This is a genomic window from Paenibacillus sp. J2R1T-4 (genome assembly GCF_059692235.1).
On the sequence record NZ_JCAUBA010000021.1, the window covers coordinates 113,411 to 126,773 of the forward strand.

General features: G+C 45.8%; 11 protein-coding genes. 7 read left to right on the forward strand and 4 right to left on the reverse strand.

The window, feature by feature from the left end:
- Positions 1-50: 50 nt before the first annotated feature.
- Positions 51-698, forward strand: coding sequence for a nitroreductase family protein (locus AC58QD_RS26985; protein WP_497338137.1), 648 nt, complete (start codon positions 51-53; stop codon positions 696-698).
- Positions 699-1,624: 926 nt separating this feature from the next.
- On the opposite strand, the gene AC58QD_RS26990 is transcribed toward AC58QD_RS26985, so the two are convergent.
- The 3 genes from AC58QD_RS26990 to AC58QD_RS27000 form a co-directional block, all read right to left on the reverse strand.
- Positions 1,625-2,371: a YebC/PmpR family DNA-binding transcriptional regulator gene (locus AC58QD_RS26990; RefSeq protein WP_497338138.1), complete on the reverse strand. Its 747-nt coding sequence runs from the start codon at positions 2,369-2,371 to the stop codon at positions 1,625-1,627.
- Between the two features lie 50 nt (positions 2,372-2,421).
- Positions 2,422-3,189: a methyltransferase domain-containing protein gene (locus AC58QD_RS26995; protein WP_497338139.1), complete on the reverse strand. Its 768-nt coding sequence runs from the start codon at positions 3,187-3,189 to the stop codon at positions 2,422-2,424.
- 99 nt (positions 3,190-3,288) lie between these two features.
- Positions 3,289-4,437, reverse strand: a complete 1,149-nt coding sequence (locus tag AC58QD_RS27000) for a Gfo/Idh/MocA family protein (protein WP_497338140.1) — start codon at positions 4,435-4,437, stop codon at positions 3,289-3,291.
- Positions 4,438-4,737: 300 nt separating this feature from the next.
- On the opposite strand from AC58QD_RS27000, the gene AC58QD_RS27005 reads away from it, so the two are divergent.
- From AC58QD_RS27005 to AC58QD_RS27020, 4 genes are all read left to right on the forward strand, one after another.
- Entirely contained in the window at positions 4,738-4,977 is a 240-nt protein-coding gene (locus tag AC58QD_RS27005; RefSeq protein ID WP_497338141.1) for a hypothetical protein, read from the forward strand.
- A 210-nt stretch (positions 4,978-5,187) separates the two neighbouring features.
- Positions 5,188-5,862 carry a response regulator transcription factor gene (locus AC58QD_RS27010; protein ID WP_497338142.1) on the forward strand — a complete coding sequence of 225 codons (675 nt, stop codon included), beginning with the start codon at positions 5,188-5,190 and terminating at the stop codon, positions 5,860-5,862.
- Positions 5,863-5,866: 4 nt separating this feature from the next.
- Positions 5,867-7,186, forward strand: coding sequence for a sensor histidine kinase (locus AC58QD_RS27015; protein ID WP_497338143.1), 1,320 nt, complete (start codon positions 5,867-5,869; stop codon positions 7,184-7,186).
- 99 nt (positions 7,187-7,285) lie between these two features.
- The gene (locus AC58QD_RS27020) at positions 7,286-8,596 is read left to right on the forward strand and encodes a hypothetical protein (RefSeq protein ID WP_497338144.1); all 1,311 of its coding nucleotides are present in this window, start codon (positions 7,286-7,288) and stop codon (positions 8,594-8,596) included.
- A 95-nt stretch (positions 8,597-8,691) separates the two neighbouring features.
- On the opposite strand, the gene AC58QD_RS27025 is transcribed toward AC58QD_RS27020, so the two are convergent.
- Positions 8,692-10,422: an ABC transporter ATP-binding protein gene (locus AC58QD_RS27025; RefSeq protein ID WP_497338145.1), complete on the reverse strand. Its 1,731-nt coding sequence runs from the start codon at positions 10,420-10,422 to the stop codon at positions 8,692-8,694.
- Between the two features lie 376 nt (positions 10,423-10,798).
- Here AC58QD_RS27025 and AC58QD_RS27030 point away from each other — a divergent pair, with 376 nt between their 5' ends.
- Both AC58QD_RS27030 and pepF read left to right on the forward strand, forming a co-directional pair.
- The gene (locus AC58QD_RS27030; protein WP_497338146.1) at positions 10,799-10,978 is read left to right on the forward strand and encodes a hypothetical protein; all 180 of its coding nucleotides are present in this window, start codon (positions 10,799-10,801) and stop codon (positions 10,976-10,978) included.
- A gap of 235 nt (positions 10,979-11,213) precedes the next feature.
- Complete coding sequence (pepF, locus tag AC58QD_RS27035) at positions 11,214-13,004, forward strand: oligoendopeptidase F (protein WP_497338147.1); 1,791 nt, start codon at positions 11,214-11,216, stop codon at positions 13,002-13,004.
- Positions 13,005-13,363 lie beyond the last annotated feature (359 nt).

Below are 13,363 nucleotides of genomic sequence, written 5' to 3' on the forward strand. Positions count from 1 at the left end.
AGTTGCGGCAGTTTCTATTCTCCATCTTATTCACAAAGGCGGAACGGTTAATGAATTATGAAGATTTCAAACATATTGTTCTCGATCGAAGAAGTGTAAGAAAATATACAGAGCAGGCCGTTAGCGCTGAAGACATTCGCGAATTAATCGATTGCGCTCGATATGCGCCTAGCGATACAAACTCTCAGACTTGGGAATTCATTGCGATCCTGAACAAGGATAAGATTAAGGAGATCGAGGCGATTACCTGGGAAGAGCTGCACAAACGCGCTGCAATCGCTGAAGAGAAAGGACTAAACAAGGAAGCACGTCTGTTAACGAAATCATTCGGTCCTTATGCCACCGCCTTCTCCGATGCTCCTGTCCTTATTTTCTGCTTGGCAACACCTTATACATCCAAGTTCCGTGAACGCATCTTTGATCCAATCAACCTGGTTCCGGACTCTGTATGGGAAGAAGAAGGGATTAAGAGCAGCTGCCTGGCCTCACAGAATCTCATGTTGGCGGCGCATGCGCGCGGTTTAGCAACCTGTCCGATGACAGGCCCCGTTCTGCTTGCTGCCGATCGTCTTCGTGATTATTTGGGTATCGAGTCCAATCGTCAGATAAATATGGTGATCTCGCTTGGTTACCCTTTAGAGCGTCCAGGAAGACTTCCTCGCAAAGAAGTGGATGAGATTTTGACGATTATTGAATAGTAGTATGGGGAAGAAAGAGGCTATCCAGCAAGGTTTATTAACACCTTGTCGGATAGCCTCTCTGTTATTTCTTGTTAGACTTGCCGTTTGATCCAGCTACTTCGGAATCTTGATTGTTTCCAGGCTGCTCTTTCTTCCCTTTATTGGTTGCGGTTGTACGCGACATACGGTTTACCTCCCTTCCTGTTATCATAAAAATTATGTCCAGCACGAATCAGCAATATTCTAATATTATTCCTGTTTGTCCTTAGGTTAAAAATAAGAAAAACCGCTAGAGAAGATCACTCTAGCGGTCCTTGGCCATTGAGTTCAGTTGTGCGCGTGGAAGGGCAGAAAGGCGGGCTACGATTGCTGTTGTGCTAGGGTTCCCTTTATTATGATGTTTAGAGGTAGGAACCCAAAAACAAAGGCAACTACTTCGTTTCTCCGCTCCACCTCCCTGCCCTTCCTGTTCGACTTTGGATGAGGAGCCTCTTAGATCAGATTCATGTATGGTAGATGTAGACGAATTCGACATCTAACCCGGAAAATAGGCCGTTTACGGATCTAGATGTCGAAGAATTATACATCTAAACCCTCAAACTCTTCAAATTGCACCCCTACAGGCTCAAAACTCGTCGAAACGGGCCTTAGATGTCGAAATTTTGTACATCTACACGCGAAAACTCACGGAAATAGCCTATCTGTGTATAAATCATCGACATCTACTTTAATCCGCTAAAGAAATTCCGTGGTTCTGGGATGCAAAAATGCAGTTCAAATTTCTGAATTTGGTCAAAATGAGCCAAAAACAGAAATTAAACTGCACTCAGATACAATTCAATATCGTATTTTACCATAATTTGCAGGAATTAATTGCGCTTTTGCAATTGGATTCTTCAAATTGTGCCTTGCTAAATACGGTGAAGTGTCTCATTCACCACGGCTTATCCTAATTTGTTCATTTCCTCATCATCGATCTCGAAGTTCGCGTAGACATCTTGAACGTCGTCATTCTCGTCGAACCCGTCCATCATCTTCATAAGCTTCTCGGCGTTCTCGCCCTCAGCACTTACATAGTTCTGAGGCACCCAACGAATCCCTGCGCTGTTGAAGGTAAACCCTTCATGCTCCAGATTCGTCTTCACCGTCTCGAACTCATGCGGATGGGTGATGAACTCGAAGCTGTCTTCGTTCACAATCAGATCTTCAGCGCCTGACTCCAATGCTTGCATCATCAGGTTATCTTCGTCGTACTCTGTATCTTCGTCACGTTCCAGTACAAGAACGCCTTTTTCGTCGAACATATAAGCAACACAACCTGATTCGCCCATATTTCCGCCACGCTTGTTGAAGATCGATCGTACGTCAGCAGCCGTCCGGTTGCGGTTATCGGTCAGACATTTGACCATTATGGCAACGCCGCCTGGACCGTAACCCTCATAGATGATTTCCTCGTACTCTACACCCTCACTGCCGCCAGTTGCCTTCTTAATCGCCCGTTCGATATTATCGTTAGGCATGTTAATCTGACGGGCATTCGCTATCGCGGTCTTCAGCTTGAAGTTTCCTTCGATATTCGCTCCGCCTTTGCGGGCTTCCATATAAATCTCTCTAGCCAGCTTAACGAACATATTGTTCTTGGCTTGGTCCAGCTTGCTCTTCTTGCCTGCAAAATTTTTGAACTTCGGCATTGGTAACGCTCCCCGATTAGTAAATTGGCATAGTCTAGTTTACCACTATACTAGGGAGTGGTCAAAGGGCGCAGCGCTAATAGATGGGTTGAACCCGGAATAAACGGCAGATGAGACTCTACCAATCGACATTCCACTCCGTGTTCCCTTATTCTTTGCATCAGCTGATCCAAATAAGGGTATGGCTCCCATCTTAAGGAGAGCAATGGATATACTCTTACTTCTCCCTCTGGTTTGCATACACGCAGCAGCTCCAATAAAGCAGCTTCATGGAATGCCTCATCGAATTGTTCTTCATATAAGAACAGGAAGTGGCTGCATAACACTAGCGAGAATGAAGCATTCGCAAAAGGCAGCTTCGGCAAAAATGCTGGTACGTAGGTATGCTTAGAATCAGACTCGGACTTTACTTCTTCATTCGAACCAATCGTATGTTGCCGTGCAAAATGTTGCGAGAACTGTTCAAGAGCAGCTTCACGTCCAGCTTTATGACGATCTATTGAACCGTAATAATTCCAGTCGAGTTTATGTTTCAGCGAGGCAAGCTTCATAGTCGATTCCTCAATCTCCCGCAGCCCTTTTTCCCGGATTTGTTCCGGTGACATGGCATACAATGGATCTGCAGCTACAGCCCTATATCCTCTAGCTGCTGCTCCTGCGGTAAAGGATGAGGCTCCTGCTGCTACGTCCAGAATCGGTCCCCTGCTTAACAGCTCCTGGTCTAGGTTGAACATCAGCAAATACTCTTCATAGGAGCGGCATGTCATGGCTACCCCAATTTGTGCATAAATCTCCGTGTTTCGCTCATTCTTACTCATCTCTCTCAGCTCTCCTCGACTCTTCTCGACTCTTCTCATCTCTACATTCAAGATTAGGATGATTATAAGGGGTGTCTGTAACATTTTCAATCTATTTTTTCATAACTTAATGATTTGATCCTTAAAGGAATTCACTGTTCGAAAATCAGGCATGTCTATTACTCTCCCGCCATTCATAATGGATAGCTCGGATAATAGTCCAATGGCCGTCCATTCGCAAGCTTCGTATACATCAACCGCAACCGGAGTACCTTCGCGAATCGCTTGAACGAAGTCATGCACAATGTAGAAATCCGATCCCCAATGCTCGGCTGACTGCTGCTCTTCACTCACCTTCTTGTAACGCTCCGGCAAATACGCATTGAAGTCTGAGAGCGGTCTCCACTTGGCTTGGTCTGCCTTGTCGCCCATCGATTTCAGCCATATTTTGTGCGTATCCCCCAGGCCTCTCGGCGCTTCATAACAGCCTTCGGTGCCTTGCAACGTATAATAAGCCGCATTAATCGGCCGATTCGAGATACAGTCAACCCGGAGCTTGATCAGTTTGCCGCTCTCCATCTGACACAATGTAATGCTCGTATCCTCTTGCCGGAACTGGGGTGCCGTATGCCAGCCAGTCCCCATACATGATATGGCCTTGATTCGATCCCCTTTGAACCATTTCATAACAGGTCCGATACTGTGTGTTGGATAAAAGGCTCCCCTTTTGCCCAGCTGCCAATAATTTCTCCAGGTTTTAGTGTTAGAGGCCTTTTCCGGGTTGCGTCTGTCCCCAATTGCTAATGATTTAATATCATGAACATACTCACCCTCCCCGAAGTAAACTTCCCCAAATAACCCTTGCTGGACCATATTCGTTATGATCTGATTCTCAGGAATATAACAACAATTCTCCGCCATCATATACACCGAGTTACTCTGTTCTACGGCTTCCTTAAGCCACCAGAGTTCGTCCATCGTTACTCCGGCTGTTACTTCACACAGGACATGCTTGCCTGCTTGTAATGCCGCAATAGTCTGCTGAAAGTGAAGCTGCATGGGTGTAGCTATAACAACCGCGTCCAAATCTGAAGCTAGCATGTCTTCATATATGCGATAAGTATTAGGAATATTGTACTTCTGAGCTTGCGCCTGCAGTATGTCCTGATCCAGATCACATAATGCTGATACCTCAACATCAGGAATCGAACGAAAACCCATCAGTGCGCTTAAACCTCTAACCCCGACAATACCTACTTTTAAAGTCAATGGATCCAGCTCCTTCCCTTATTGACTCTAGTATAGCAATTTTATAAATGTTTTGTAATATTAAAAACAGTTTTGTAATACGAAACATGGGCTTAACAGACCAAGAAGAAAGAGTCCGCTTGCTGCGTGAAGCGCCCGAGGATTTGCTACGCAAGTATGATCGGTTAAGTTAGCGGCTGCATTGATTTCCATGTCCAAATGCGTTATGATGCAATTTGAATATACAGAAAATAACCTTCGAGAAACGCCTCGCGTCAACTGAAAATACCGGTTATTTTCAGCAGAAATGGAGCGTAATAAATGGCATCGATCAAAAAAGTGCAAGTGTTCAAACAAGATAAATGGAACATGATTAATGTTGAGGTTCATGGTACTCGGATCGTGGTAAGAGAGATTTCCGAGCAATGGGGCGAAGACAATCATGAGTTCCTCAGCCGCCCCGCGCTCATGCATTGGGCTCAACAGCGATTTAGCCCCGAGCGTTACACAGGTACGGAGGAAGAGCGTCTGGATATTCTTGCGAAATTCAAAGAAGTTTAGTTTGCACGAGACAAGAAAGGGCAGTGCTTCGCGTAGCAGTTCATACGCGGGCACTGCCCTTTTCTAATGAAATATTCTGAGTGTGGTTTGTATGAGAGAAAAATTTATTTGTTATTAAGTTTATCCCCCTTTTCTCTAAGAGAAGTTTAAGGTTGCATGGCTATAATAGAGGCGCCACCCTTATGAACGATTCGAAGGAGATACCCAAACATGAAAGTGTTAGTCGTGGAAGACGAGCTTTCCTTGCTTACGGCAATAACTCAGTTATTTCGCGAGGAAGGATATGAAGTGGATGAGGCTACTGCGGGAGACGAGGGGCTATATTTCGCTGAGACGGGAATTTACGACTTGTTAGTGCTGGACATCATGCTTCCTGAACTGAACGGTCTTCAATTGCTTCAAACGCTACGCAGAAACTCAATCGATACTCCGGCACTGCTCCTAACCGCCAAGGACAGCGTAGAGGACAAGGTGCGGGGCCTTAACACTGGGGCTGACGATTATTTAGTCAAACCTTTTGCCGTACCTGAACTGCTTGCGCGGGTTAGAGCCTTGCTGCGAAGGAACCCTAATACCGGGCCGGAAGGCGAATTGAAATATGAAGGTCTAAGAATTGAGCCGAAACAAGGAGACGGGTTATTCCATGACCGCCTGCTGCATTTGACAACCAAAGAATATGAACTGCTCCAATACTTGATCCGCAATAAAGAACAAATCATTACGAGAGAGCAGCTGTTTGACCGCGTATGGGGGCTGGATTCAGATTCGGGGTTAAACCTGGTTGATTTATACGTCCATTATGTTCGCAAAAAACTTGCGGCTGCAGGCTGCGAAGGCTGGATCCAGACGGTCCGAGGAATCGGTTTCATGCTGAGGAGGAAATAATCGGATGTTTCAAAAAACCAAGAGGCAGTTAGCCATAAACTATGCTGCGCTCTTTCTTCTTATTTTGGCTGCGCTTGGTGCAGCAATATATTGGTTTGTCGAGAATCATCTATTCTCCAAAGTGGATGAGGCGCTGGCAGGCCAAGATCAACAATTCGTAATGAGTTCGATCAATAGCATAGGTACTGAACTTTCCCAAAGCGTTGTGCCACAGGTTAGTATAAGCGCAGTTAAGCCTGTTGTAATGGATCCGCGGATTTTCATTGCGATTAATGACATTAAAGGACGTTCAGTCACCACAAAGCCCGCCATGAATTTCGAACCCGGTACGCTCCAGTCTGTGATCGATAAATCAGAAGGCCGAAAGCTAAGTACAGTACGTGTTAATGGCCATAACTATCGGATAAGAGCAACAGCCAACCAAGTGGGTACCCTTCTTAATTATTCCAACCCTTTAATAGTCAGTATGCCTGCCGTTTATGCCATTATCAATGTCGATTCCGAAATGAACATGCTGAACAGCTTGCTTATTATTCTCGCCATTGCGGGCGGTATTGGCTGCATTCTAGTCATTCTCGCGGGGAATTATATGGCTGGACACGCTCTTGTCCCTATTAGAAAGGCATGGGAGCGCCAACAGCAATTTGTAGCGGATGCCTCTCACGAGCTGAGGACGCCTCTATCGGTAATGGGCACAAACGCAGAATTGTTGCTGCGGCATCCTGATCATACGATCGAGCAGGAAAGCCATATTATTGCTCCTATCTTGAGAGAGATTAAGCGGTCCTCCAAGCTTGTTTCTCAGCTGCTCACTTTGGCTCGCTCAGACTCTAATCAATTGGAATTGCACCGTGTGCCCTTGCTGTTGAATGAACAGCTTGCTGAATCCGTCGAGTCATTTCGACCTCTCTGCGAATTGAAGTTGATCCATTTGGAATCTGATTTGCAGACCCCTATCGAATTCACAGGGGATGAGGAACGTTTGAAACAGCTCGCTGTGATTCTAATGGATAATGCGGTCAAGCATACTCCCGAAGGAGGCACCATCCGGATAACGTGCGATAGAACCGGCTCCGCTATTCGAATCCAAGTGAAAGATAACGGGAGCGGCATATCTCCCAAAGATCTACCCTATATTTTCGACCGATTCTATAGAGGTACTGAAGCACGTAACCGCTCGGAGGGAGGAACAGGGCTTGGTCTTTCTATCGCAAAGTGGATCTCGGAAAAACACGGGGGAACCATACAAGCCGCTAGCACGCTAGGACATGGGACCGCTATGACGGTCATTTTGCCGCTATACGGATTTCAAAGAAAGTTTTAAGGTTGCTCAAAAAGTAACTTAAGATTATACGTTCATAATGATTGTAGGCGGGGCATCCGCTGAAATGCAAATCTACATAAAAGAAAGGTTGGAGCGAGTATGAATAAAAAGTCAAAAAGCTTGATGGCGCTTGGCATGACGGCGGTATTGGCGGCTGCTATTCCTATGGGAGCGAATGCAGCAGAGGTAAACAATGAAGGATTACTGAAGGAAGGAGTCGTGTTTTCCAGCAGCAATGTGTTAGTCCATAGAGGTCAGAAGATCGAAGATGTGGATTTCTTTAGAAAAGGAAATGTACCTTTCGTGTCTGCTGCACCTTCACACAGCAAGGCCATTAGGATTGCTGGAGACAACAAAGAATTGCTTACCTTCCTTGGCATGAATGAGGAAACGTTCTTTACTGAAATCAAGAGCGGCAAGTCGCTTCTGGAAATCGCCGAATCCAAAGGCATTACCAAAGAGCAGCTGATTGAATTTCAAACCAAGCAATTCACGGCTAATATCGACCAAGCCGTGAAAGACGGGAAACTGACCGAAGAGCAAGCCGCGAAGATGAAAGAGGATTTTGCAGGGCATATAGAGCAACGTTTGGATGGGAAAGCGATGTTGTTTACCTCTTCTGCGCCAGCTAAAGAGCCGTTTATGGAAGCCCTACCTGGGCAAGAGATCGCTCACAAGGTCATTAGGATTGCTGGAGACAACAAAGAATTGCTTGCCTTCCTTGGCATGGATGAGGAAACGTTCTTTACTGAAATCAAGAGCGGCAAGTCGCTTCTGGAAATCGCCGAATCCAAAGGCATTACGAAGGAGCAACTGATTGAATTTCAAACGAAGCAATTCACTGCGAATATCGACCAAGCCGTGAAAGACGGGAAATTGACGGAAGAGCAAGCCGCGAAGATGAAAGAAGATTTTGCGGGGCATGTTGATCAACGTCTGGATGGGAATATGATGTTGTTTACGTCTCCTGGTCCAACTAAAGGGCCGTTTATGGAAGCCATACCTGGTCAAGCGTTCGCTCACAAGGCCATTAGGATTGCTGGAGACAACAAAGATTTGCTTGCCTTCCTTGGCCTGGATGAGGAAACGTACTTTACTGAAATCAAGAGCGGCAAGTCGCTTCTGGAAATCGCCGAATCCAAAGGCATTACTAAGGACCAGCTGATTGAATTTCAAACGAAGCAATTCACTGCGAATATCGACCAAGCCGTGAAAGACGGGAAACTGACCGAAGAACAAGCAGCGAAGATGAAAGAAGATTTTGCTGGGCGTGTAGAGCAACATCTGGATGGGAAAGCGATGTTGTTTACAAAACCAGTACGGATCGAGATGAAAATGCCGGACGTTGGAGTCACTCCTGACTTGTTGCTTGAAGGCAGCATGGGGAGCATCAAGCAAATTTTTAGGTAAGTTATATACAAAAGACCCGGGCCACTGAAAATGTGGACCGGGTTGTTTTTATGTGAGGCCTGAGGGCTGTTGATGGTCGTTAAAGTCACGTACCCCTATACATTCACCATCAGCTTGGAGAATTGTGCATTGTGCAGCCGCGCGTACGTCCCCTTTAGCTCAAGCAGCTCCGCATGCGTCCCTTGCTCCTCTACACCATCTTCGGTGACGACTACGATGCGATCCGCATGACGGATCGTGGCAAGCCTGTGTGCGATAATCAGAGTGGTGCGATTAACTGCCAGCTCCTCAAGCGCCTGCTGGATGACCGCTTCTGTCTCCGTATCGAGCGCCGAAGTGGCTTCATCCAGAATGAGGATCGGCGGATTCTTCAAGAACATGCGAGCGATCGCGAGTCGTTGACGCTGACCGCCGGATAACTTGAAGCCGCGTTCTCCGATCAGCGTATCCAATCCCTCTGGCAACGAGTCTATTAGCGCACCAAGATGAGCTCGATGGGCTGCCTCTGCTATTTCTTTATCGCTTGCGCCCAAGCGTCCATAGGCAATATTCTCGCGCATCGTTCCATTGAACAGGAACACGTCCTGCTGCACAATCCCGATATGCGCGCGCAATGAACGCTGTGACATCTTGCGAATTTCGATGCCATCAATTAATATTGTCCCTTCATCTACCTCATAGAACCGGGGAATGAGACTGCAAAGAGTGGATTTACCAGCACCGGATGGACCAACGAACGCAACTGTCTCCCCTTCTCTTATGCTGAGATCAATGCTCCTTAACACCTTCGAATGATTCTCGTAGCCGAATGTCACTTGATTGAACTCGATATTCCCGCGCAGCTTCTTCACATCAACCGCATCTGGTTCATCTTTTACATCAGGCTCCGTATCTAACAGCTCACAGAAACGTTTGAAACCCGCCATACCCTTTGGATAGCTTTCCATTAGCGCATTGATTTTGTCGATTGGCTTAAGAAAAATATTCACATACAGCAGAAAAGCAACCAACTCCCCGTAAGACAGCTTCCCTTGATACGTGTACCATGCTCCGCAAATAAGCACGATTAAGGAAATAAGACGAGTCAGCATATACATACCGGACGCGCTGAACGAGATGACTAAATAGGAGCGCAGCTTAGCTAACCGGAATTTGGCATTATTTTCTCCGAATTTGGCTTCCTCGAACGATTCATTACCGAATGACTTCACAACACGGATTCCTGAGACACTGTCCTCTACCCTGGCGTTAACATCGGCAATACTAGCGAACATTGTTGTAGCCGCACGATTCAGCTTTTTATTAAAGAACACAATAAGCCAAACTAAGACTGGAACAACTGTGAATGTAATAACCGCGAGCTCCCAATTGACCGTCAGCATGATTCCAAAAGCAGCAACAAAAGTCATTAATGCAATAAACAAATCTTCCGGCCCATGATGGGCCACTTCCCCGATCTCGAACAAATCATTCGTAATCCGTGACATCACATGACCGGTCTTCGTATTGTCGAAGAAACGAAAAGACAGCTTCTGAACATGACTGAACAATTGTTTGCGCATATCCGTCTCGATATTGATCCCTAGCTTGTGCCCCCAATAGTTGACCACGAATTGCAATCCCATACTGATCATATATAAGGCTAACAGTCCCACTCCTGCAGCGGCTATAGTTGACCACTTGCCTGTTGGGAGCAGCGAATCAATCATCCATTGCACAGACATCGGAAAAGCCAGTTCGAGCAAAGCAGCCAGAATCGCACAGCTAAAATCCAGCACGAACAGCCTGGTATGCGGAACATAATACGAAAAAAAGCGTTTAAGCACTACAGAGTACCTCCTCTAACAACCATAAGCGTTCGTAATCTAATTACAGATTCATAGTAAGGATGCAGCCTAAGTCCGTCAAGTGATAAAACGAATATAAATAACTTCCAAATTAACATCTCCTATATAGGATACGGATTTTCACATCCCTTGTATATGATAATGATTATCAGTATCATACGAGAATTGATTTCTATAATCAAACGGTTCTATAACCTGACTTTAGGTAAATAAGCTAGAACTGCGGGTGAATACTAGCTCCTTTAGCAGGAATTCAAGGTCTTGACGGAGAAGTGGTGTTAGTGGATCTAGCGGATAACTGATCATAACCCTGTTTCCGTAAGCTCTGACTATGATTGCAGAGGTGTTAACTCAAATGGTGGACGCTGGTTCGATCGTCTTGTTCACGATCGTATCTTTTTCTCTAGCGATCATTCTAATCATGAAAAAAGATACGATCCCGCCTCAACTGAAACGTTTTATGGCCATCGTTGCGATCGTGCTAGTCAGCTGTTCTTTTTTTCTAATCTTCTATAGTCTAATCACTGCTTTTTAAGATATGGCGGACGGGAGCAAGAGTAAGATATGCCAACCCTTTCATAAAGTGGAGCAAGTGAGGTCATACTAGTGGGAAAAAGGAGCTTCCAACGCTCATGAGAATATTCCCTTTGACCATAACTGTCTGTTTGCTTGCGTGTGTAATTCCATCCGCTCGATCCGTGTCGTCCATGCCTGCCGTGTACGACATGACGTCTCAAGAACAACCTAAAACATCCACTAGGAGGTTACCCATGAATCAAGTAATCAAACGTTCCGAGGTTCCCGTAGAGCACCGTTGGAAGATTGAAGATTTGTTCGGCGATCAAAAGAAATGGGATGCAGAATACGAGGAAGTCAAAAAATTATTGAAGCAAATCGAGCAATTCCAAGGAAAGCTGAATGACGAGAAAGCGGTCAAGCAATGTTTTGCGCTAGAAGACGAGATCTCTTTACATACTGAAAGACTATATGTATACGCCAATATGAAGCATCATGAAGATATGGCGGAATCTACTTATCAGGCATTATCGGAGAAATCGAAGAAATTAAGTGTCGATGTAGGCGAAGCGCTCTCTTTTATTACCCCGGAAATACTTGCTCTGCCTGAAGAGCAGCTCCAACGTTTTATTGCCAGTCCGGAGCTCGCCGAGTACAAAAAGACGCTTGAAGATATGCTGCGCCAGAAGCCTCATATATTGTCCAAATCTGAAGAAGCTCTGCTCGCACAAGTGGGCAACCTCTCACAAGCGCCAGGGACCATTTTCGGAATGATCAACAATGCGGATATGAAATTCCCGAAGATCAAGAATGACAAAGGCGAAGAAGTCGAACTCACTCACGGTCGTTACATCCAGTTCCTGGAAAGTCAAAATCGCGAGGTTCGGGAATCTGCATTCAAGGCTGTATATTCAACTTATGGCAAGCAAAAAAACACGTTGGCAGCTACACTCAGCTCGAATGTGACCAAAAATATTTTTTATGCTAAAACAAGAAAATATCCGTCTGCTCTCGAGTCCACCTTATACGGGGATAACATTCCGGTTAGCGTATATACGAACTTGATCGCAGCCATTCACGAGAGTCTCCCCCTCCTTCATCGGTATATCGAGGTTCGCAAAAAGCTGCTGAAGGTTGATGAGCTGCATATGTACGATTTGTTCGCTCCATTGGTAGAAGAATATAAGATGGAGATTCCTTATGAGCAAGCAGAGAAAACCGTTATGGAGAGCGTTAAGCCATTAGGTGAACAATATCAGGCCATTCTTAAAGAAGGCTTCGAGAACAGCTGGATCGATGTGTATGAGAATGAAGGCAAAAGAAGTGGCGCCTACAGCTGGGGAGCTTATGGAACGCATCCATATGTGCTTCTGAATCACAAAGACAACTTGAACAGCATGTTCACTCTGACTCATGAGATGGGACACGCGATTCATTCCTACTTGTCCGATAATACGCAGAATTACCGCGATGCCCAATACACCATCTTCCTGGCTGAAGTTGCCTCTACGTTGAACGAAGCCTTGCTGATGGACTATATGCTCAAGAAGTCGACGGATCCGAAGGAAAAAATGTACCTGCTGACTTATTATGCAGATCAGTTCCGGACTACTGTATTCCGTCAGACGATGTTCGCGGAGTTCGAAAAGATCATTCACGAAAAGGCGGAAGCTGGCGAATCGCTCACCCATCAAGACCTCAGTAAAATATACTATGATCTGAACAAACAGTATCATGGCGATTCGATGGTTGTGGATCAGGATATCGAGATGGAATGGGCGCGTATTCCTCACTTCTATAACAGCTTCTATGTGTTCAAATATGCGACAGGCTTCTCGGCTGCGACCAGCTTCGCGAAGCAAATTCTGGACGAAGGTCAGCCGGCAGTAGACCGTTATCTTGGCTTCCTGAAGAGCGGTGGAAGCGACTTCTCGATCGAGATTCTGAAACGCGCTGGTGTCGACATGTCCTCACCAGAACCGATCCATCAAGCGATGAGCGTGTTCAAGGGATTGGTTGAGGAGATGGAGAAGCTAACTAAGTAAGCTTGCGGCGGTTGGCAGTTGCGCCCTGTTGCGCGGTTGCGGCGACTGATGATTTACATGGTTGGCAAATCTTATCTCGTTAGAGGGATAGAGAGCCGAAGACATAAGGGGTCGGAGTTTCCATATAAGGGAACTCCGCTCCCTTATTCTCTTTATTATTGTTTTGGATGGCTCAATAAGGGAATTTTACAGCCTTATCGTCCAGATAATGTTCGTTTTTGCGGTGAAAAGACTTAATAAGGGAACTCTTGCTCTTCTGTCAAGAAAGTAGACCCCCCTAACTCAGGCAACGTGTCTGTAGTACTCCTGTTCGAAGCGCATCGGTGACATGTAGCCAAGGGTGCTGTTGGATCGTTTTC

Bases quoted from the DNA above. Each gene is read 5' to 3' on its own strand.
- AC58QD_RS27005 (WP_497338141.1), top strand. From the start codon at position 4,738: ATGGCATCGATCAAAAAAGTGCAAGTGTTCAAACAAGATAAATGGAAC.
- AC58QD_RS27030 (WP_497338146.1), top strand. From the start codon at position 10,799: ATGGTGGACGCTGGTTCGATCGTCTTGTTCACGATCGTATCTTTTTCT.
- AC58QD_RS26995 (WP_497338139.1), bottom strand. From the start codon at position 3,189: ATGAGTAAGAATGAGCGAAACACGGAGATTTATGCACAAATTGGGGTA.
- AC58QD_RS27015 (WP_497338143.1), top strand. From the start codon at position 5,867: ATGTTTCAAAAAACCAAGAGGCAGTTAGCCATAAACTATGCTGCGCTC.
- AC58QD_RS26985 (WP_497338137.1), top strand. From the start codon at position 51: ATGAATTATGAAGATTTCAAACATATTGTTCTCGATCGAAGAAGTGTA.
- pepF (WP_497338147.1), top strand. From the start codon at position 11,214: ATGAATCAAGTAATCAAACGTTCCGAGGTTCCCGTAGAGCACCGTTGG.
- AC58QD_RS26990 (WP_497338138.1), bottom strand. From the start codon at position 2,371: ATGCCGAAGTTCAAAAATTTTGCAGGCAAGAAGAGCAAGCTGGACCAA.
- AC58QD_RS27010 (WP_497338142.1), top strand. From the start codon at position 5,188: ATGAAAGTGTTAGTCGTGGAAGACGAGCTTTCCTTGCTTACGGCAATA.
- AC58QD_RS27020 (WP_497338144.1), top strand. From the start codon at position 7,286: ATGAATAAAAAGTCAAAAAGCTTGATGGCGCTTGGCATGACGGCGGTA.